Origin of the sequence: Brucella pituitosa (genome assembly GCF_003049685.1) — a bacterium.
GTDB lineage: Bacteria > Pseudomonadota > Alphaproteobacteria > Rhizobiales > Rhizobiaceae > Brucella > Brucella pituitosa.
This window is the reverse complement of sequence record NZ_PYSY02000002.1, coordinates 1,086,085-1,104,796: the sequence shown is the minus strand read 5'-3', so window position 1 is coordinate 1,104,796 and position 18,712 is coordinate 1,086,085. Positions and strand designations below refer to the sequence as shown.

The window sequence follows — 18,712 nt, the reverse complement described above, 5'->3', positions numbered from 1 at the left end:
TGATTTTTTGATGGTTTGTTTGGTCCAGGTGCCCGGATGCAGCGGGGGCTGCATCCGGGTTTTTGAAACCATCGCGCGAGGCTGAACGATGTCCACGCACGATGGTCAGGCTACCTGTGCGTAACGCCTAGAACAGGTGTTCCTTGTAGGTCGCCTTGTCAGCAATAACCATGCCGTTGCCGATCACGAGAAGGCCTTCACCGGCACCCTTCTTAACGCTGACTTTGTTATAGCCTTCAACGCCGAGATCGGTGCCTTCCGTAACTTCCTTCTTTTCGAGCAGGAGCTTGGCAACCGCATTCATCGCCATGCCAGCCTTCTGCGGATCCCAGAAGCCGATTGCGGTGATGGCGCCGGATTCAAGCAGATCTGCCGACGGGTTCGGAAGGCCGGTGCCGACGAGGCAAACCTTACCGCTCAGGCCGGCTTCGTCGATCGCACGGCCAACGCCGAGAACGTCGTTACCGGCAGAAGTCTGGAAGCCCTTCAGGTCAGGATGCTTGCGCAGGATTTCCTTGGCCTTTTCATAGGTGCCGTTGGCATCGTCGAAGGATTCGTTGTTCGGATCGACGAGCTGCATGTCAGCATATTTCTTGGCATTTTCTTCAGCCGAGCCAACCCACTGCATATGCGTACGGCTACCGAGCGAGCCAACGAAAGTGGTCCACTTGCCACTCTTGCCCATGCATTCTGCGAGACGCTCATTGAGTGCTGTGCCGTAATCGGCATTATCGAAGGCTTCGACGTCAGCCATCGTGTTGACCTGGTTGTCGGCTTCATGCGTCACAACAATGATGCCACGTTCCATGGCGCGCTTGAAGGTGCCTTCAAGAACAGCCGGATCCATTGGGACGACTGCAAGTGCGTTAACGCCCTTGGCAACGAGGTCCTGTACAATCTGAAGCTGCTGTGCTGCGTCTGCCGTTGCTGGTCCGCTCTGCGTAGCGACCACATCAGGATTGGCCTTCTGATAGGCTTCAACGCCTGTGTTCATACGGTCGAACCAAGGAATGCCACTGATCTTGACGACCGTTGCGATAACCGGCTTTTCCTGTGCGACGAGCGCGCTTGCGCTGCCAGCGACAATCGCTGCGCCAATGACGGTTCCAGCGAGCAGTTTCTTCGTTACTGATTTCATGATTTCCTCCACGCTAACATTCCCCCAATGTCTATGTTCGGGTGCCTGAGGGTTGAGCACCGATATTTCCCTTTTGGCGATTGCCGAGGGTAAAGAATCCCGCGATGTCGTATTTGCCGATTGCAAGGAAGGCGAGCAGCAGCAAGCCCCAGGCGAAATCGCGGACGAAGTTGGAAAGGCCGCCGAAGTTGAGCAGGCTGGACATAAGCTGCAAAGCAATAGCGCTCAGCACCACGCAGATGACACGGCCATAACCACCTTCAGGCTTCACGCCCGCCATGACGGCGATGAGAATGGCGACCAGCAGATACGAGCTGCCATAGTCGAACTTCACGTTGACGTTGCGTGCTGCAATGATGATGCCTGCAATCGCTGCCAGAAATCCGCTCGTTGCATAGGTCGCAATCAGCACGCCATTGCGCGGGAAACCAGCGAAGACAGCGGCTTTCGGATTGGTGCCCATCAGCATCAGCCAGTAGCCGTATGGGGTAAAGCGCACGACCGCTGCGATCAGCAGGGCAACCGCTATGAAGATCAGGAAGCTGATTGGCACGGCGAGGAACATGTCATTGCCGATGCGCGACAGAAGATCGGGGCTGCCGACCATGACAGCGCGACCGCCAGAGACAACAACGGCAAGACCCGTAAACGCCATCTGCGTGCCAAGCGTGCAGAGGATTGGCGTGATGTTGAAGCGCGCAATCAGGATTCCATTGACGATGCCGCCCGCAAGACCGATCACCAGTGCCAGTCCAATGAAGGCAAGGCTGAAGCCAAGCTGGTTTTCGGCGCTTGAGATGAACATCGAAACGATGACGGCTGAAAGCACACCGGAAAGGTTGGCCAGCGCAATACCCGAAAGATCGATCCCGCCATTGCCAGCGCACATAGCCAGCATGACGCCGATTGCCAGCAACCCGAGTTCAGGCACCTGACCCGCCATCGACTGCAGATTGAACAGGGATAGGAAAGATCCTCCCGAAATATACGCGCCAAGCACGAGCAATCCGAGATTGATGACAACAAGCATAGCAAGCTGATTGCTTGTTTTCTGCATGGTCTCCTCCTCCCATGTTTAGTAAACAAAACTGTTATTCACTAAATAAATGAACATAAGCTTGGGGGTTGTCAAGCGCATTGTCGGGGAATTATGGTTGCCTAACACAGGGAATTACCCTAATCGTTTTAAATCACAGCGCTTCTGTTTACTAAACGACAACTCAGTTTGCCCCCAATATCGAAGTGTTACCCGGAAAACATGAAAAGGAAAAAGTCCTTTACGATCAGAGATATTGCCGAGAACGCAGGTGTTTCGCCCGCAACGGTTTCGCTTGTTCTGAATGGCAAAGGCGAGATTTCAGGAGAAACGCGAGCGCGCGTTCTTGAGTCGGTATCCCGCCTCAATTATGTGCCGCGCGCGGCCAAAACCGGGACGGGCGGTGGGGAGACGATCCGCTTTCTGAAGATTGCCAAGCATGGTGAAACAGTTAATCGCGATCACAGCATTTTCGTCTCTGATTATATTGATGGCATGTCGTCGGAAGCGACGCGCCGCAACTACACGCTTGAAGTGGTCAGTTTTGAAGGGCAGCCGATCAGTGCGGTTGCTGAATCGCTGGCTGGTGCACCGATCCGAGGCGTGATCGCGCTTGGGACCGAGCTTTCGGCGGCAGATATCCACATGATTCAGGGGCTCGGTCTGCCCACGGTTTTCATCGATACGTTTTATGAAGTCATTGAAGCCAACTTCGTCGACATGAACAATGAGGATGCCGTCTTCAAGGTTCTGTCGCGTTTCAAGCAGCTTGGCTTTTCGCGGATTGGTTTTGTTGCCAGTCATACTGAAACGACGAATTTCCGTCTTCGCCGCGATGCGTTTTTCAAGAATATGCAACGTCTGGACCTGAACGTTCAGGAGCGTGACATTCTCTCGGTCGAATCGACTTATGAGGGTGCGCATCGTGATACCTGTGCGATGCTGCATTCGGGGCTCGATCTGGCCGAGTGCTATTTCTGCACGAATGATATCATCGCCTATGGCTTCATTCGGGCGTTGAAGGGTAAGGGCCTTCGTATTCCAGACGACGTTTCTGTCATCGGCTTCGATAATTTGCCGCAAAGTGCGACCATGGAGCCGGGCCTTACAACCGTTGAAGTCTCCAAGCGTAAGATCGGCAATCTTGCTGTGACTGTTCTGGACGATCTGATCAACACAGCTGAAACGCAGCCGCCTGTCAAAATCCTGGTGGGTGCGAACCTGGTCATCAGATCGAGCGATTCCGGCGTTACTGCAAAGGTCGTGACCCCAAAAGCAGACGCGTTTACGAGCTAATCCCGTAAAAATAGTCCATGAATTTTGATCGGTGGTGGGCGCAAGCCGACCGCTGATTTCGCACGTCTTTTTGTCTCTTTTTGCTCCTTGAGATCAATCAGCTCCTCCGGCGCTTTGTTCAAAGTGCCGCGTGGGCGGCTATCCACACCTCCTCATTGAGTAGATAATTACTCTTGTAATTTTAATTATACATCTGTATTCAGGAGTCGAGTTCGCTATGGGCTGGAGGCAGAGGAGCCTTCCCGGGTGATCTTTCAAGCAGTCAGGCGGGAGGAAGTTTCGTCTGATTTCCAAGGGAGGAATATATGAAAAAGCTTGCTTTGCTGGCGGCTGTTGCTGCCTTTTCGTTGCCTGTTTCGGTCATGGCGCAGGACGCGCCGGGTACTGTCAAAAAAGACAGCTATCGCTTCGTCATCGTGCCAAAGGTTGTTCATCCCTGGTTCGATAAGGTGAATGAAGGCGCGCAGCAGGCCGCTGCCGCCCTTAAGGCGCAGACCGGCGCCAATGTTGAAATCGTCTACTCAGCACCACAGAGCGCAGACGTTGTTCAGCAGAACCAGATTATCGACAGTGCACTTGCAACCCGTCCGGACGGTCTCGCACTCGATCTGCTCGATCCATCGGGCAATCGCGCCTCGCTTGAAGAAGCGCAGAACCAGAAAGTTCCGCTGGTGCTGTTTGATTCCGTGCCGCCTGAAGGCATGAGCATCACCCATATCGGTTCAGATTTCTGCGAGCAGGCCAAGATTGCAGCTCGTCGTCTGGTCGAAGTGCTGGGCGGTGAAGGCGAAGTCGCAATCATGATGGGCGTGCCAACTGCACCAAACCATTCGATCCGTGCTGATTGTCATCGTGAAGTGTTCAAGGAGCATCCGGGCATCAAGGTCGTTGCTGAAGGCATCGACAATGACAGCATCGAAATCGCTCAGCAGCAGGCAGCGGCCATTATGCAGGCCAACCCGAACCTCAAGGGCTGGGTTGCTTCGGATGCGGCTGGCCCGATTGGTATCGGTCAGGCAATCGTTGAAGCTGGCAAGCAGGGCAAGGTTACGCTGGTCGGTCTCGACAATCTGCCGGAAATGCTCGAAATGATCCGCAATGGTGTGGCTGACAGTTCGTCCGCATCGCAGCCTGAACTTCAGGGTTACTGGTCGGTGATGACGCTCTGGGCACAGGCAACCGGTGCTCCGGTTCCGGGTTATATCGACACCGGCAATGCATTCCTGACCAAGGAAAATGTAGGCAACTGATCTGATCCCGTTCAGGTCCGATCTTGTTGCAGGAGCACGGGTTCTCCCGTGCTCCATTCTTTCCTGTCCTATCGGCTTTGACCGGCAGCATGCCGGACACGCACCGATAGTTTTCCAAGGTGTCCATCATGGCTTATCTTGAAACAAGCGGATTAGGCCGGGACTTTCCGGGCGTAACCGCGCTGGATGGTGTTGACCTGAAAATCGAGCTGGGTCGCACGCATATTCTTGCTGGCGAAAACGGCGCCGGTAAATCCACACTTGTAAAAATTCTGACCGGAACCGACAGCGCTTCGCGCGGTCAGGTGCTGATCGATGGCCGCGATCCGGTTGCCGATCCTTCGCTCTATAAGAATGTCGCTTATGTTCCGCAGGAGCTGACGCTGTTCCCACAGATGAGCGTTGCGGAAAACCTGTTCATGCCGTTTAACCGAACCGGTCATGGCGGCTTTATCGTCAACCGCAAGGCGTTGATGGAAGAAGCGAAATCCTATCTCGACCGTTTCGGCATTGAAGCGCGGCCAGACGATCTGGTTACGAATATTTCCGTGTCTGATCAGCAGCTTCTGCAGATTGCGCGCGCCTGCACCAATGAACAGATGAAGGTACTGATCCTTGATGAACCGACTTCATCGCTGACGCGTGTTGAAGTCGAGCGTGTCTTCAAGGTCATTCGTGGTCTTCTTGACCGCGATCATGCGATTGTTTTCATCAGCCACAAAATGGAAGAAGTCTTTCAGATCGGCGATGATTATACGGTTCTTCGTAATGGTACGAAGATTGAAAGCGGCCATATCAAAAACGTCACCGAATCCGATCTGATCCGCGCCATGTCTGGCCGCGATCTTTCCTTTGACGAACATTTCCGCCCGTCCAAGCCTACCACTGAAACCATTATGGAAGTGCGCGGGCTTTCGGGATCGCGTTTTGAAGACATCAGTTTTGATCTTCGCAAAGGTGAGATTCTCGGCTTCGCCGGTCTGGTCGGAGCAGGACGCTCCGAAGTGATGCAGACGATCTTCGGTTTTCTCAAAGCCAAAGCAGGCACCGTGAAGGTCGAAGGCGAAAGCTGGACACTCAACGATACATCGCGCTCGGTTTCAAGCGGCATGCTCTATCTTTCCGAAGAGCGAAAACATCACGGCATTCTGCCGTTACTGTCGCTGCGCGAGAATATTGGTATTTCGGTGCTGTCGCTGACCAGCGGCAAGCTGGGCATCAGCGATAGTCGTGAGCGCAATATCGTGCAGAAGATCATCGATGATTACGGTATCCGCACGTCCGGAATGGGCAAGCGCATCTCGCAGCTTTCCGGCGGTAATCAGCAGAAGGCGATTATCGGCCGCTCAATGGCCACGCGCCCGCGCGTGCTGATCTTTGATGAGCCGACCAAGGGCATCGATATCCGTACCAAATCCGAGATTTATCGCATCATGAAAAATCTCGCCGAAGAAGGCGTGGGCGTCATCCTCGTCTCCTCGGAACTCAACGAATTGCAGAAATGCGCAAGCCGTATCATCACAATGCATAACGGCCATATCACCGGTGAGTTCTCCACCACCGATACCAACAATGAAACACTCGTGGGCGCGATCTTTGGAACAGAGGTAAAAGCCGATGCAAACTAACCCCCTTTCCAATCTCATTCGTACGCCGCTTGCCGGTGTCTTTATTGCCCTGCTGGTGATCTTTGCCCTTTCGGCAATCCTGTCGCCATACTTCCTGACGCCTTACAATCTGTCAGTTGTTGCTCGTGGTCTGGCCTTTGTTGGCCTCATCACGATTGCCCAGTCGATGCTGATGGTGCTGGGTGAGCTTGATCTGTCACTCGGCGTGATTGGTGGGCTGAGCGGCGTTGTTTCCGGTATTTTAATGATGCGGATGGGTTTTGAACCCTATAGCGCAATGTTCCTCGCGATTTTGCTTGGGCTTTGCCTTGGACTTTTCAACGGCTTCCTCGTCACCTTCCTCCGCCTGCATTCGCTGGTGCTGACTATCGGTACGGCGGGCATCTTTGGCGGCGCCAATCTGGTGCTGACGCGCGGCGTTGCCATCACTGGTATCCCACGTGAAGTGCATTTCCTTGGTCGTGGCGATCTCTTTGGCATTCCGGTGCCATTCATCATCATGTTTTTTGTACTGTTGATAGCGACCTTCGTGATGCTGAAAACACCGTTCGGTCGTTACATGTATGCCATCGGCAACAACCGCGACGGCGCCCGTATGCTGGGTATTCGTGTGGATCGTGTACGTCTCATGGTGTTCGGCGCTGCCGGTGCTATTGCAGGTCTTGCAGGTGTGCTGATGGTTGCGCGTCTTGGTACGGCACAGCCGTCGATTGGCGACAGCTGGGTTCTGGCTCCAATTGCTGCTTCCGTCATTGGTGGCGTTGCCACAACAGGTGGTATCGGTAGCCCGATTGGCGCGATCCTCGGTGCAGGTATCATCGCTATTATTGAAAACATTATCGTTCTGTTTGGTGTCTCTCCCTATTGGCAGGGCATTGTTTCGGGTGCAATCGTCGTGCTGGCAATCTCGTTTGATGCCATATCGCGTCGTTATCTGCGCCGGGATGCCCATTGATCAAGCGACGCGTTTAAGAAAGTTAAAACTATGAGTGAACAAGTCAAAACCAAAAAGCTGATCAACGCGCCGGAAAACATCATTGCAGAAATGATCGAAGGCATGGTCGGCGCGCATCCCGACATTCTACGCGTTGAAGGCGAAACGGGCCGCGCGGTTGTTGCAGTCGATGGTCCGCGTGAAGGCAAGGTTGGCATCGTTGTGGGCGGCGGTTCTGGTCACGAACCAGCCTTTGCGGGTTATGTCGGTCGCGGTCTTGCGGATGCTGCAGCGGTGGGCAATGTGTTTGCTTCGCCATCGCCTGCCCATATTGCAGAAGCGGCACGGGCTGCGGATGGCGGCGCTGGCGTGCTGATGCTCTATGGCAATTACACCGGTGACGTTCTCAACTTCACCATGGCTGCGGAAGAACTCGCGCAGGATGGCATGGACGTGCGCCATGTCGCGGTTGCGGACGACGTGGCCTCGGCTCCGCTTGATCGCAAGTCGGAGCGTCGCGGCATTGCCGGTGATTTCTTCGTGTTCAAGGTTGCAGGTGCTGCTGCTGATCTGGGTGAACCCCTGTCGCGTGTTGAAGCGCTGGCGCAGGCAGCCAACGAGGCCACTCGTTCGATGGGCGTAGCCCTAAGCCCTTGCTCGCTACCACAGACTGGAAAGCCGAATTTCACCATCGGCGACGATGAGATGGAAATCGGCATGGGCCTGCATGGCGAGCCGGGCATCCGCCGCCAGAAGCTCGCGCCTGCCGATGAAGTGACCGACGAACTGATGGCCTCGGTTGTGGAAGAACTGGCGCTCAAGGCGGGGAACCGCGTTGCGGTTTTGGTCAATGGCCTTGGTGCGACCACGCATATTGAACTTTACCTGATCTTCCGTCGCGTGAAACAGATTCTGGATGGTAAGGACGTTCAGATCCATGCCTCATGGGTCGGTGAATATGCGACGTCGCTCGAAATGGCTGGTGCGTCGGTGACGCTGATGAAGCTCGATGCAACTTTGCAGGCGCTTCTGGATCATCCATGTCATACGCCAGCGCTGACCGTGGGTGCTGTGCAGGCAGGCGACCGCGAGCCGACGTCTCACCGCAAGGCTGCACGCGCAGCCGAACACAAGGAAACGGCATCGGACGCGCCGCGCGCACTCATCACCGATGGTGATGTGACGCCCGCGCTTTTCAAGGCGATGATGATGAATGTCGGCAACCAGATCATTGCCGAGAAGAACTGGCTATCGGAACTCGACGGCGTAATTGGTGACGGCGATCATGGCATCACCATGGAAATCGGCTGGAAGGCTGTTCAGCATGCGCTCGAAGATGAGCAGGGCGACGAAACCATTGAAGCCATTTGCAAGCGCATGGCCAAGGCGTTTCTGGATGCGGTTGGCGCTTCGTCGGGTCCGCTCTATGCAACGGCATTCCTGCGTGCCGGGACAGCAGTCAGCAACCGTCTGAACCTTGACGGGAACGGCATGACCGAATGGCTTGCAGCGGCCTCGCAAGGCATCCAGGATCGGGGCCGAGCCGAGCCGGGTGACAAGACGATGATCGATGCGTGGGTTCCGGCAGTTGAGGCTGCAAGCGAGGCCGCAAAGGTTGGCAAATCCACGCTCGACGTGCTGATTGCAGCACGCGATGGTGCCGAAGCTGGCATGAAGGCGACAGCTGCAATGGAATCTCGACGCGGACGTTCAGCGAAGCTTGGCGAGCGTTCAATCGGCCACATCGATCCGGGTGCGGCCTCGACATTCGTCACGTTGCGCGCCATGACCGAAACGCTTCAAGCCAAGGCTTAATCAAATAGAACAGGGGCCGTATCTTAACGCGGCCCCTGTAATAGCGCGCGCGCCACGCCTTCATTGGTGACGAGGCGATTGACATAACCACCGCGCAGAATGGCACGGATAATCGGGATTTTATTCAGCCCGCCCGAAACCAGAACCGATGCCGGCTTGAGTTTGAGCTTGTCCGGTGGCAGGGCAATGATTGAATCATTGAGAAAATGATTAATCGGGCGCCCCTGAGCATCAAGAAAATATCCCAGAAATTCTCCAACGGCTCCAAGTTTCAGCACCGCATCAAGATTGTCCTTTACGACGCGAATATGCGTGAGCGATGTTTCCGAAGTCAGTGGTCCGCAGGATACGAGGCCGATGTCGGCGATTTCAGTTCTGGCGAGCACGTCCGTCAGCTCGTCGCTCAACAGGATCGCATTGCGGCTTTCGCGATTGGCGCAGTAAATCGGTGCGGTCAGATAGTGACACTCGACACCAAGCGCACGGGCAAAATCTGTCGCAACTTCAAATGTGTTGGTTGATGAGCCGCTGGTGACGCCACCGGTCAGCCCAACCACCCAGCTTTCGGGCTTGGGTTTTGCGCGCAAACTCCGCACAGCAAAGCTCAGTGTTCGCCCGGATGCTATTCCCACACCCATGTCGCGCCCGTCAATCAGCTCCCCCGCCATGGTTCCGGCAGCTTCACCAATAACGCGTTTTTGCTCCAGAAAATCATTAAGGTCAGGAACAACCACGGCATCTGCGAGGCCATAGCGCGCTGCAACTTTTTCTGCCAGCTCGACACAATCCGACAGTGGCAAGCTGACACTGATCTGGATCTGGCCGGACTCCCGCACCTGTCCAATGATTTTATTGACCTTTAGCCGGGTAATGTTGAGCCGCTGCGCAATTTCCTGCTGGGTCTGGCCACCGATGAAGTAAAGCCAGGCGACGCGCGCGCGCTCCTGTTCTTCATCGACTGACACGAAATTCTCGTTCATTCACTGGCCCTTAACAATCACGCGTGCGGCAGAATACCCTTGTGAAAGAATGCTGCAAAGCATCAATTCCCGCGCTCTTTATAATACGCATCTTGTTCGAAAATCGTTTCACCCTTTTCGGGATGTGTTTCTAACTCATTTCATAAGTGGGGGGCGGGCCGCAACGAATTTTGACAAAGCGGGATATTATTTGTGGTCTGTTGAGGCTGAATATTTCACTGCTTTTGTATCCGAATTTAACTTGACTAAAACTATCATGTTAACTAGAAGTTGCGGCGGGGGAAATCCCTGACGGCGGGTAATGTCATGTATAACAAAGATAGTCAGAAGTCGGCGCTCCATCGTTTTGTCGAAGGGGACGGGTTCTGGGTAGCCTATGCTGGTTTATTTGCGGTGATTGTCATCGTCGCAAATCTTTACCTTTGAAAATTGTCAGTCTGTAAACTGCAATGTTTGCAGGCCGACCACGCATATCAGCAGCAAGCAATAGCTCTCAGGTAGCCAGCCACTGATTTCCACTTTTGCGAGGAAACAGTGAAGAAAATACACTCCAAACACTGCGGCATTCTTTTAATCGGCGTGGCGTACAGCGCGTTCATGGCTGGCACTATCGCGTCTCATGCGCAATCAGTCAGCACTACTCAGCGGAATGCAGAAGCGAGCGACAAGTCTCAGGACAAGAAGGCGCCGGGCGCAGTCGAACTTCAGCCGATCATCATCAGCGCTGGTATCGATATGGACGCACCTTATCTGACGCCGGGCGGTGTCAGTGTTATCGATGGCAATATCGTTCAGGAAAAATATGGCGGTGATGCGAACGCGATTGTTCGTTCCATGCCGGGCACATTCACACGCATATCATCAAGCCAGCCGGGTGTGGCGGTCAACATTCGTGGTTTTGAATCGGATGGTCGCGTCAACACCATGATCGATGGTGTCCCGCAAATGTTCAGAAATACGGCGGGCCACGCGTCAACGGGCGGCGAATTGCTTTACATCGATACGAACCTTTTGGCAGGCGTGGGTGCAGAGCGTGGTGCCGTCAATGGCGCGCATGGCATGGGTTCCCTTGCAGGTGCCGTCAACTTCAGAACCATTGATTTCGAAGACGTTGTTCTTGAAGGACAGGATCAGGGCGTCAAGACTATCATGAAGGCTGGGAATAATGGCTATGGCCTTTCGGGGATGATTGCCGGTGGAGCGCGGACAAATATTCCGGGGTCTGGAACGGCGTCGATCATGGGTGCGTTCAGCTATAGCGACCATGAGAATTACCGAAGAGGCGATGGTGTCTATAATACGCCTGACGCCAGCAATAAGCCGGGTTCAGGATTGCTGAAGTTCCATTTCCAGCCTGACGATGTGCATGATCTGAAGCTTGGTGCGCGCTGGTACAAGAACAACTTCCTGGTTTCAGGTTATGAGTGGGGTGTAACGAATTCCACTTACACCGCCAACTATACCTATAACCCTGACAGTGACTGGATCGATCTGAAGATCAACGCTTATTATAATCGCACGGACATGTCTTATGACCCCACAACTGGTGGCTCATACCGGCAGCGTCAGACGCGGGACAACGGCTATGGGTTCGATGTGACCAATACGAGCCGCTTCGACATTACGGACGAGCTTAGTGCCCGGTGGGAATACGGTGCGGCCTATTCCTCCGACGACTACAAAGTCAACAACTACCGCGGTGCAAATCCTCCCGGCAGAATGCAGAAGGCGCGTGCTTTTACTGATATTACCTTGTCGCAAGGTATTTTCGAATTGAGCACAGGGCTGAATTACGATTATTGGACGCTGAGCGGGCATCAAAGCCCATGCACGGCCAATGTTGGTTTCTGCCCGCCAACAGGCGGTAATGTGGATGTTTCGCGCAATGAAAATGCGCTCAACCCTAAGATCACTCTGTCTGCAAAGCCGGTCGACTGGCTGCAGCCCTATGTGACCTATGCCCATACTTTCAGGCCGCCATCAGCGCGAGAAGCGCTTTGGGCACTGGTTCCGATTGGCGCTGGCATCGGTGGTGGCCAGTTTTCCAATTTCTATCTCGATCCCGAAAAATCCAAGGGATGGGAATTTGGGACGAATGTCATCAAAGACGATCTGCTGATCGCAGGCGACGCGTTGCGGTTAAAGGTCAATTACTTCCGATATGATATCGAAAATTACATCGTGAACAATCTCATGACCTTGCCAGGCGATCCTTATGAAAGGGCGATCTGGGTCAATGTACCCGGGACCACGAAGTCGCGGGGCTTCGAGATCGAAGGCGGATACGATGCGCGATTTGCCTATGTGAACCTCTCTTATACCCACGCAAGCAATGATCAACCGGTTGGCTGGGGTGCAGGCATCGGCAATGGCGACTCGACATTTCTGCCTGAAGATTATGTCACCGTCGATGTCGGCGTCCGGGCACTTGAAGAAGCCTTAACGGTTGGCGGGACAATGAACCATGTCGGCGGTAGCCGTTATGCTGTTGGATTTGGCGATACTGAGAAAAAGGAAGCCTATACGCTTTACAACCTCTATGCCTCCTACAAGTTCAATAAGCACGCGACTGCTTTCATGAATGTCGAGAACCTGACGGATGTGGCTTACAGCCCGGCAGTATCGGGCGAAATGGCAGAAAAGACTGGTCGCGGCCGTACCTTTATGGTCGGCCTCACGACACAATTCTGATCTGTTTCAAATGAGAAAATCAAATGGCTGGATCATTCCAGCCATTTGAGCCTATGCGCGATAGGCCTGGTCACTGTGACCTTCATACCAGGATTGCCGTCGAGTTCTTCCATCGCTGCGCTTTTCAAAGGCGCTTCATTTTCCAGCGTCACCCTCGGTTCACTGAATAATGCATAACCCGGGCCAATCCCGGCATGAACGGTTGGCGCATCCTGAAACAGCGCTTGCAATCAGGATCATGCAAATGGCTATAGCCAGAGGTTTCATACTTCCTCCCATTTTTCGATGACTGATCCTCACCATAGCTTGATTCCGATTCTACACAACAAGCTCTCGCGGGGGGTATTGAAACATCAACCGCTCAGCGGATGGTTGAGTTGCCTGGACCACCGAACGATTTTCCCTGCAAACCTGATGATGACGATATCGATAATCTGGAATATGCGATCAAGTTTTATGCAACGGAGCGAAGCATGGAGCACGTCTTGAAACAAATGGCGATAACCATTCTCCCGGTCATCGTCGCTATACGAAAACACTCTGAAGATTTGGGCCTGTTCCACAAGTGAGGTTCAGTGAACCTGAAGAGGACCATTCGTTAGTCTCTCTGGTTCTATCCAACATGTTGTAATGTTTGGGGGATCGAATGGTGGGCGTAACAGGGATTGAACCTGTGACCCCTACAATGTCAATGTAGTGCTCTCCCGCTGAGCTATACGCCCATTCGATGTGGCGCATACACCATATCACGCTGCGCCCGTCAATGCTCTTTTTTGAAGTTTATTCGTCTTTGTTGTTGAATAGCTTATCGAGGCCGGGAAAGCCGCTGATCGCCTTAGGCGGCGATCAGCATTTTTTCGATTTCATTCACCAGGTCACGCAGGTGGAAAGGCTTGGAAAGCACTTTCGCATCGCGCGGCGCGTCCGAATCGGGGTTGAGTGCGACTGCTGCGAAGCCGGTAATGAACATGATCTTGAGGTCTGGGTCTATTTCGGTCGCGCGGCGTGCGAGCTCGATGCCATCCATCTCCGGCATGACGATATCGGTCAGCAGCAGCGAGAATGGTTCTTCGCGCAGCCTTTCATAGGCGCTGGCGCCATTGTCGAAATGGGTGACGTGATAGCCCGCTTTTTCCAGTGCTTTCACGAGGAAGCGACGCATATCGTTGTCGTCTTCAGCTAGCAGAATTCTTTTCATTGGTCCGTCCGAATTTCATGTCGTTCGTTCGCGCATTTCGGCGCAGGTAACGACTCAGCTCTCGCACTAGAAAACGCGTTTTTGGTAAATATGAAATGAATGCTCGCGCAAATGTTAATTGTTATGGCCACTGTTTGGCAACAAGCTGTTATGTGTTACAGCTTTTTATAGTTTTGCGAGCCAGTCCATAGAGGGAGAGGCGGGTTTTGCAATTTCGGGTATTGTATCTGGCCGGACTGACATAAGATGCTGCTTTTAAAGCAAAACTATCATTTGGCCGGTCGAAAAAAGCAGTCAAGACGGGTTGAAGTATGAGTCTGGAACGTGATTTTCATCTGATACCCCCTTATGAGGTCTGCGCGCCTGCGCAGCAGCGAATTCCCTTCGTTTTTAATTCGCCTCATAGCGGACGCGCCTACCCCAAGTCGTTTCTTGAAGAATCACGGCTCGACTCACTGGCGATTCGGTTCTCAGAAGATTGCTATGTTGATGAGCTTTTTGCAGACGTGCCGCGTTTGGGTGCGCCTTTGCTTAAAGCGCATTTCCCCCGCGCATTTCTCGATGTGAATCGCGAACCCTTTGAACTTGATCCGCGTATGTTCGTGGAGCCGCTGCCGCCTTTTGCGAACAGCCAGTCTGCACGCGTGGCAGGTGGTCTTGGAACCATTCCGCGTCTGGTTGGCGAGGGGCAGCTCATTTATCCGGGGCGCATATCGCTGCAGGAAGCCTTCTATCGGATTGAAGACCTCTATAAGCCATATCACAATACGCTCGATACTCTGTTGCAGACGACCCATGAACGTTTTGGCTATTCGGTGCTTATCGATTGCCATTCCATGCCGGGCGGCACGCGATCAGGTGATATCGGCGGGCGGCCCGATTTCATCATTGGTGATCGTTTTGGCCGCTCTTGCAGTGAACAGTTGACGCAAGCTGCTATCGAACTGCTTCAGGGGCTTGGCTATACGGTTGCGCATAACAAGCCCTATGCCGGCGGCTTCATCACCGAGCATTATGGCAGACCAGCAGCGGCTTGCTATGCTTTGCAGATCGAGATCAATCGCAGCCTCTATATGAATGAGCAGAGCTTGCAGAAGCTGGTTGGTTTCGATGCGCTTTGTGCCGACCTCTATCAGTTTCTGAGCGATCTGACATCGTTGCCGGATGAGCTTCTGGTCGTGCCGCCGCTTGCAGCTGAATAGCAATTCACGCTTTTCAATCGCCGAAGGTTGCGGAACATCTCACATAAAATGCTGATAAAAAGAGCCGCGCTCCTATGAAGAAAGCGCGGCCAAAGACTAGGGAGGAAATGCCCCGAAAGGCACCGACAGGACAGCCTGTCTGACCTTTAAGCTACGCTGCAATGCCTTGTGCGTCAAGGAATTACGCATAAATTTTGAGCTAAAAAATAGACAGATCAAATTATGGGCAATATTAGTACGGATTGCATATGAATGCATCATCTTATGGAAATGGGAGATTGGGATTGCTGATCGATAGGGCATTTTTTTCCGAAGTCGCTTCGGTGGCTGCAGCTGAAACCTTGCCGCGATTCCGCCAGTTCACGGCGATCGACAATAAATATACCTCTGGATTTGATCCGGTGACGGAAGCTGATCGCGCAGCGGAGCGTGCGATTCGTGCGGTGATCGGGCGCGAGTTTCCAGACCATGGCATTCTTGGCGAAGAATATGGCCCGGAAAACATTGATCGCAGTCATGTATGGGTCATCGATCCGGTTGACGGCACGCGTGCCTTCATATCCGGCCTGCCGGTGTGGGGAACGTTGGTTGGCCTGACAGTTGAGGGTGATGCCAAGGCTGGGATGATGTCACAGCCTTTTACGGGTGAGCTGTTCTACAGCGACGGTGACGGTTCTTATCTGGTGCGTGATGGTGGAGAGCAACGTCGACTGGCAGTGCGTTCTCAGGCAAAGCTTGAAGACGCGACCATGTTCACGACAACGCCCGCGCTCTTCAAGGGGGATCTGCGTAAAGGTTTTGACCGACTGGAAAGCTCGGTGCGCCTGTCGCGTTATGGTGTCGATTGCTACGCTTTTGCCATGCTTGCAGGTGGCTTTGCCGATATCGTGGTGGAAGCGGGCCTCCAGCCTTATGACATCGTGGCACTGATCCCGATTATCGAGCAGGCAGGTGGTATTGTTACGCAACGCGATGGTGGTCCGGCAGAAAGGGGCGGCGATATTGTTGCCGCTGCATCTCCCGCGCTGCATCAGGCGGCGCTTGAACTTATAAACGGGTAACTACGTCTGATCGGGATTTGCAGGTTCTGTGGTTTCTGGTGGCGCATCAATTTCCGAGGTTCCGGGAATGAAAGCATCAAAAGCCGCCAGAACCTGCTCCCGGTAGAAGTCGGCTTCCTGCAATAATTCATGGCGTCCGCCATCGACGACGACCAATGAGATATTGCGCGTGCTTGCAGCAAAGCGCTCGATTGCCGGGGTGGAAACCACCCGATCGGCACCCGCCGCGATTATCAACACAGGAATTGCCGGGCCCTGATAAAAATCGGGCCGGTTGATGAGGGATGCGGTTTCAAGTGCACCCGCAAGCCAACGCACTGTGGGACCACCAAGTGCCAGATCAGGATTGTTACGAACAACTTCCATATTGCGTGTAAAGCGCGCCGGATCGCTGGTCAGTGGATTGTTGGCGAAAGGCCGGTCAATCATCTTTCGCCCTGCTGCAGCATAAAGCCTGCCGAAGCCGAACCAGCGCAGGCCTGTCGTGATGCAGCGCATCTTGTCATCGCTGGACTTCGATCCCCCAAGCCCCATCAATGGTGCACAGAGCACCATACGGGTAATTCGCGAAGCAAGCTTCGGTATCGACGAATAAGCAATCAAAGCCCCCGCGGAGTGGGCAAAGATATAGAAGGGCGGCGGGCAGTCGGGCAGAACAACGTCTGTCAGAAACTGGTCGAGATCGCCGGTGTAATCGCTGAAACGACCGACATAGCCGCGCAGGCGATCCTTGAGCAGCCTGTGCGAACCGCCCTGGCCACGCCAATCGAGGGTGGCGACGGTGAAGCCCCGATCTGAAAGGTCGGACATGGTCTCGAAATATTTCTCGATAAACTCGTTGCGGCCTTGCAGCAGTATGATTGTACCGCGTGACGGCTTGGTTTGCGACTTGAGGAGCGCATAGCGCAAGCTCTTGCCGTCCCGTGTTTCAAGCATGCCAGATCGCGTCCCCGGCGGTATGGGGTTCGCATCGGTCTCAAAAAGAAAATCTGGCATTCAGACTGTTATCCCAGGTTACATTCTGCACCGTAATATAATGGGATAAAGGATGATAAAAAGTAACCGGAAGTTTGCGAGCAAACTTCCGGTTCAGGAAACAACCTGTGCAAGGGACGTTACACAGGTTGATCTGTTGGTTCTGGCTGGAATTACCAGCCGCGACCGGCCCGACGCTCATCGATGATGCGGCCGCTGAAAGCGTCAACCACCACAATCACGCGACGACCGCTCGGACGTGTAGCCTTAACGAAATAGGCACCGCGATCACGGCGTATATCGCCAACATCATAGCCGCGGCGTTGCAGTGAACGGGCAACCTGGCGGGGGCCAAGTGTGTCGCGACGTCCATAGTCGCCACCCCAGTCGGGTCCGCGACCCCGTCCATGATTGGGGCCACGGTCATATCCGCGATCTGGTCCATCCCAATCCGGGCGTGGTCCGCCGCGTGGCGGCATAGGCGGACGATAGCCATCATCGTCGTAATATTGAACCTGAACGCGCAGCCCATTGTCGGCTGCGTGGGATGTCGTCGCGATCCCTGTCGCGACGGTGGCAAGTGCGGCAAAAGCAAGAAAAGCTTTTTTCATAACCGTAATCCTTTGATGAACCCGCCTCTCAGCAGGCATAGGGGAAGATTATTCCCAAGCACCTGAACGCTCGCCGAAGATGATGTTCATTTTGGGTTCATTGCGTGGCGAATCCCCCAATTTGCAGGCCCCAAACGATCAGGAGTTGTTACGTCAGGTGATAAGCCGTGTAACGCTATTCTCCGGTTATACGAGGATGGCTGGCGGTGTTTTCTGCAATGCACTTTCAAATCAGCCTTGAAATGAAAAAGCAGCATTCCCAAATGAGTTTTGCGGTCGCCGAATACGGGATCGCCGGCACGAGGAATTCGCCAGAATGGGAATTCTGCCGCCAATATAATGCATTCTTGTCGCTCTTAAGGAGGGCTTACATATGCGTCACGTTGATTTTTCCCCGCTCTATCGTTCCACCGTTGGTTTCGACCGTCTCTTCTCTTCGATGCTTGATACACTCGCATCTCCAGAAGGTACGCAGTCCTATCCGCCATATAATATTGAGCGGACCGGTGAGAACACCTATCGCATCACCATGGCTGTTGCAGGCTTTTCGGAAAGCGAACTTGAAATCGAAGCACATCGCAATCAGTTGACCGTCAAGGGCCAGAAGGCCGAGAACGATGGTTCTGAAACAGGCGAAGTGCTTTATCGCGGCATTGCTTCGCGTGCTTTTGAGCGCCGCTTCCAGCTTGCAGACTTTGTTGAAGTGGCCGGTGCCAGCCTTAAAAACGGCTTGCTCCATATCGATCTCAAGCGCGAAATCCCCGAACAGATGAAGCCACGCAAGATCGAAGTAAGCCAGGCATCGACGGCTGATGCCCAGCAGATTGAGGCGAAAACCGCCCACTAATCTCTGTAGAGACTGACATATAAAGAAAGCGGCGCATTCAGCGCCGCTTT

At 53.8% G+C, this 18,712-nt stretch carries 16 protein-coding genes and 1 tRNA gene; 9 read left to right on the top strand and 8 right to left on the bottom strand.

All coding sequences use genetic code 11. The features are described from left to right. Positions 1-127: 127 nt before the first annotated feature. Positions 128-1,138 carry a substrate-binding domain-containing protein gene (locus C9380_RS17585; protein WP_024895997.1) on the bottom strand — a complete coding sequence of 337 codons (1,011 nt, stop codon included), beginning with the start codon at positions 1,136-1,138 and terminating at the stop codon, positions 128-130. Between the two features lie 31 nt (positions 1,139-1,169). Continuing rightward, a complete protein-coding gene (locus tag C9380_RS17580; RefSeq protein ID WP_024895996.1) occupies positions 1,170-2,195 on the bottom strand; it encodes an ABC transporter permease in 1,026 nt (341 codons plus the stop codon). A 201-nt stretch (positions 2,196-2,396) separates the two neighbouring features. Here C9380_RS17580 and C9380_RS17575 point away from each other — a divergent pair, with 201 nt between their 5' ends. The 5 genes from C9380_RS17575 to dhaL all read left to right on the top strand — a co-directional run bounded on the left by C9380_RS17575 (position 2,397) and on the right by dhaL (position 9,097). Beyond that, positions 2,397-3,470 carry a LacI family DNA-binding transcriptional regulator gene (locus C9380_RS17575; protein ID WP_128094150.1) on the top strand — a complete coding sequence of 358 codons (1,074 nt, stop codon included), beginning with the start codon at positions 2,397-2,399 and terminating at the stop codon, positions 3,468-3,470. A 305-nt stretch (positions 3,471-3,775) separates the two neighbouring features. Next, positions 3,776-4,720, top strand: a complete 945-nt coding sequence (locus C9380_RS17570) for a substrate-binding domain-containing protein (RefSeq protein WP_024895994.1) — start codon at positions 3,776-3,778, stop codon at positions 4,718-4,720. Between the two features lie 128 nt (positions 4,721-4,848). After that, positions 4,849-6,348 (top strand): sugar ABC transporter ATP-binding protein, encoded by a 1,500-nt coding sequence (locus C9380_RS17565; protein ID WP_128094149.1) that lies wholly within the window; start codon positions 4,849-4,851, stop codon positions 6,346-6,348. Continuing rightward, positions 6,338-7,303, top strand: coding sequence for an ABC transporter permease (locus C9380_RS17560; protein ID WP_024895992.1), 966 nt, complete (start codon positions 6,338-6,340; stop codon positions 7,301-7,303). The genes C9380_RS17565 and C9380_RS17560 overlap by 11 nt, the downstream gene beginning before the upstream one ends. A gap of 30 nt (positions 7,304-7,333) precedes the next feature. Continuing rightward, positions 7,334-9,097, top strand: coding sequence for a dihydroxyacetone kinase subunit DhaL (gene dhaL / locus C9380_RS17555; protein WP_105731391.1), 1,764 nt, complete (start codon positions 7,334-7,336; stop codon positions 9,095-9,097). 23 nt (positions 9,098-9,120) lie between these two features. Here dhaL and C9380_RS17550 read toward each other — a convergent pair whose 3' ends face one another. Further along, on the bottom strand, positions 9,121-10,077 hold the full coding sequence (locus C9380_RS17550; protein ID WP_128094148.1) for a sugar-binding transcriptional regulator: 957 nt from the start codon (positions 10,075-10,077) through the stop codon (positions 9,121-9,123). A gap of 597 nt (positions 10,078-10,674) precedes the next feature. Between C9380_RS17550 and C9380_RS17545 the strand changes: the two genes are divergently transcribed. Beyond that, on the top strand, positions 10,675-12,768 hold the full coding sequence (locus C9380_RS17545; protein ID WP_247877671.1) for a TonB-dependent receptor domain-containing protein: 2,094 nt from the start codon (positions 10,675-10,677) through the stop codon (positions 12,766-12,768). 32 nt (positions 12,769-12,800) lie between these two features. Here the strand turns inward: C9380_RS17545 and C9380_RS17540 are convergent, their stop codons facing one another. From C9380_RS17540 to cpdR, 3 genes are all read right to left on the bottom strand, one after another. Next, positions 12,801-12,998, bottom strand: a complete 198-nt coding sequence (locus tag C9380_RS17540; RefSeq protein ID WP_024895988.1) for a hypothetical protein — start codon at positions 12,996-12,998, stop codon at positions 12,801-12,803. Positions 12,999-13,415: 417 nt separating this feature from the next. Then, a tRNA-Val gene (locus C9380_RS17530) sits at positions 13,416-13,490 on the bottom strand. Between the two features lie 113 nt (positions 13,491-13,603). Further along, a complete protein-coding gene (cpdR, locus tag C9380_RS17525; RefSeq protein ID WP_007877205.1) occupies positions 13,604-13,966 on the bottom strand; it encodes a cell cycle two-component system response regulator CpdR in 363 nt (120 codons plus the stop codon). 311 nt (positions 13,967-14,277) lie between these two features. On the opposite strand from cpdR, the gene C9380_RS17520 reads away from it, so the two are divergent. Both C9380_RS17520 and hisN read left to right on the top strand, forming a co-directional pair. Beyond that, positions 14,278-15,168: an N-formylglutamate amidohydrolase gene (locus tag C9380_RS17520; RefSeq protein WP_024895986.1), complete on the top strand. Its 891-nt coding sequence runs from the start codon at positions 14,278-14,280 to the stop codon at positions 15,166-15,168. 284 nt (positions 15,169-15,452) lie between these two features. Continuing rightward, positions 15,453-16,229: a histidinol-phosphatase gene (hisN, locus tag C9380_RS17515; RefSeq protein WP_100557411.1), complete on the top strand. Its 777-nt coding sequence runs from the start codon at positions 15,453-15,455 to the stop codon at positions 16,227-16,229. Here hisN and C9380_RS17510 read toward each other — a convergent pair whose 3' ends face one another. Together C9380_RS17510 and C9380_RS17505 are read right to left on the bottom strand one after the other, a co-directional pair. Beyond that, positions 16,230-17,225 (bottom strand): alpha/beta fold hydrolase, encoded by a 996-nt coding sequence (locus tag C9380_RS17510; RefSeq protein WP_128094146.1) that lies wholly within the window; start codon positions 17,223-17,225, stop codon positions 16,230-16,232. 152 nt (positions 17,226-17,377) lie between these two features. After that, a complete protein-coding gene (locus tag C9380_RS17505) occupies positions 17,378-17,815 on the bottom strand; it encodes a PepSY domain-containing protein (protein WP_024895983.1) in 438 nt (145 codons plus the stop codon). Between the two features lie 373 nt (positions 17,816-18,188). On the opposite strand from C9380_RS17505, the gene C9380_RS17500 reads away from it, so the two are divergent. Further along, positions 18,189-18,662 carry an Hsp20 family protein gene (locus tag C9380_RS17500; RefSeq protein WP_100557410.1) on the top strand — a complete coding sequence of 158 codons (474 nt, stop codon included), beginning with the start codon at positions 18,189-18,191 and terminating at the stop codon, positions 18,660-18,662. Positions 18,663-18,712 lie beyond the last annotated feature (50 nt).

Excerpts from the sequence above, each read along its gene's own strand:
- C9380_RS17585 (WP_024895997.1), bottom strand. The coding sequence starts at position 1,138 with ATGAAATCAGTAACGAAGAAACTGCTCGCTGGAACCGTCATTGGCGCA.
- C9380_RS17580 (WP_024895996.1), bottom strand. The coding sequence starts at position 2,195 with ATGCAGAAAACAAGCAATCAGCTTGCTATGCTTGTTGTCATCAATCTC.
- C9380_RS17575 (WP_128094150.1), top strand. The coding sequence starts at position 2,397 with ATGAAAAGGAAAAAGTCCTTTACGATCAGAGATATTGCCGAGAACGCA.
- C9380_RS17570 (WP_024895994.1), top strand. The coding sequence starts at position 3,776 with ATGAAAAAGCTTGCTTTGCTGGCGGCTGTTGCTGCCTTTTCGTTGCCT.
- C9380_RS17565 (WP_128094149.1), top strand. The coding sequence starts at position 4,849 with ATGGCTTATCTTGAAACAAGCGGATTAGGCCGGGACTTTCCGGGCGTA.
- C9380_RS17560 (WP_024895992.1), top strand. The coding sequence starts at position 6,338 with ATGCAAACTAACCCCCTTTCCAATCTCATTCGTACGCCGCTTGCCGGT.
- dhaL (WP_105731391.1), top strand. The coding sequence starts at position 7,334 with ATGAGTGAACAAGTCAAAACCAAAAAGCTGATCAACGCGCCGGAAAAC.
- C9380_RS17550 (WP_128094148.1), bottom strand. The coding sequence starts at position 10,077 with ATGAACGAGAATTTCGTGTCAGTCGATGAAGAACAGGAGCGCGCGCGC.
- C9380_RS17545 (WP_247877671.1), top strand. The coding sequence starts at position 10,675 with ATGGCTGGCACTATCGCGTCTCATGCGCAATCAGTCAGCACTACTCAG.
- cpdR (WP_007877205.1), bottom strand. The coding sequence starts at position 13,966 with ATGAAAAGAATTCTGCTAGCTGAAGACGACAACGATATGCGTCGCTTC.
- C9380_RS17520 (WP_024895986.1), top strand. The coding sequence starts at position 14,278 with ATGAGTCTGGAACGTGATTTTCATCTGATACCCCCTTATGAGGTCTGC.
- C9380_RS17510 (WP_128094146.1), bottom strand. The coding sequence starts at position 17,225 with ATGCCAGATTTTCTTTTTGAGACCGATGCGAACCCCATACCGCCGGGG.
- C9380_RS17505 (WP_024895983.1), bottom strand. The coding sequence starts at position 17,815 with ATGAAAAAAGCTTTTCTTGCTTTTGCCGCACTTGCCACCGTCGCGACA.
- C9380_RS17500 (WP_100557410.1), top strand. The coding sequence starts at position 18,189 with ATGCGTCACGTTGATTTTTCCCCGCTCTATCGTTCCACCGTTGGTTTC.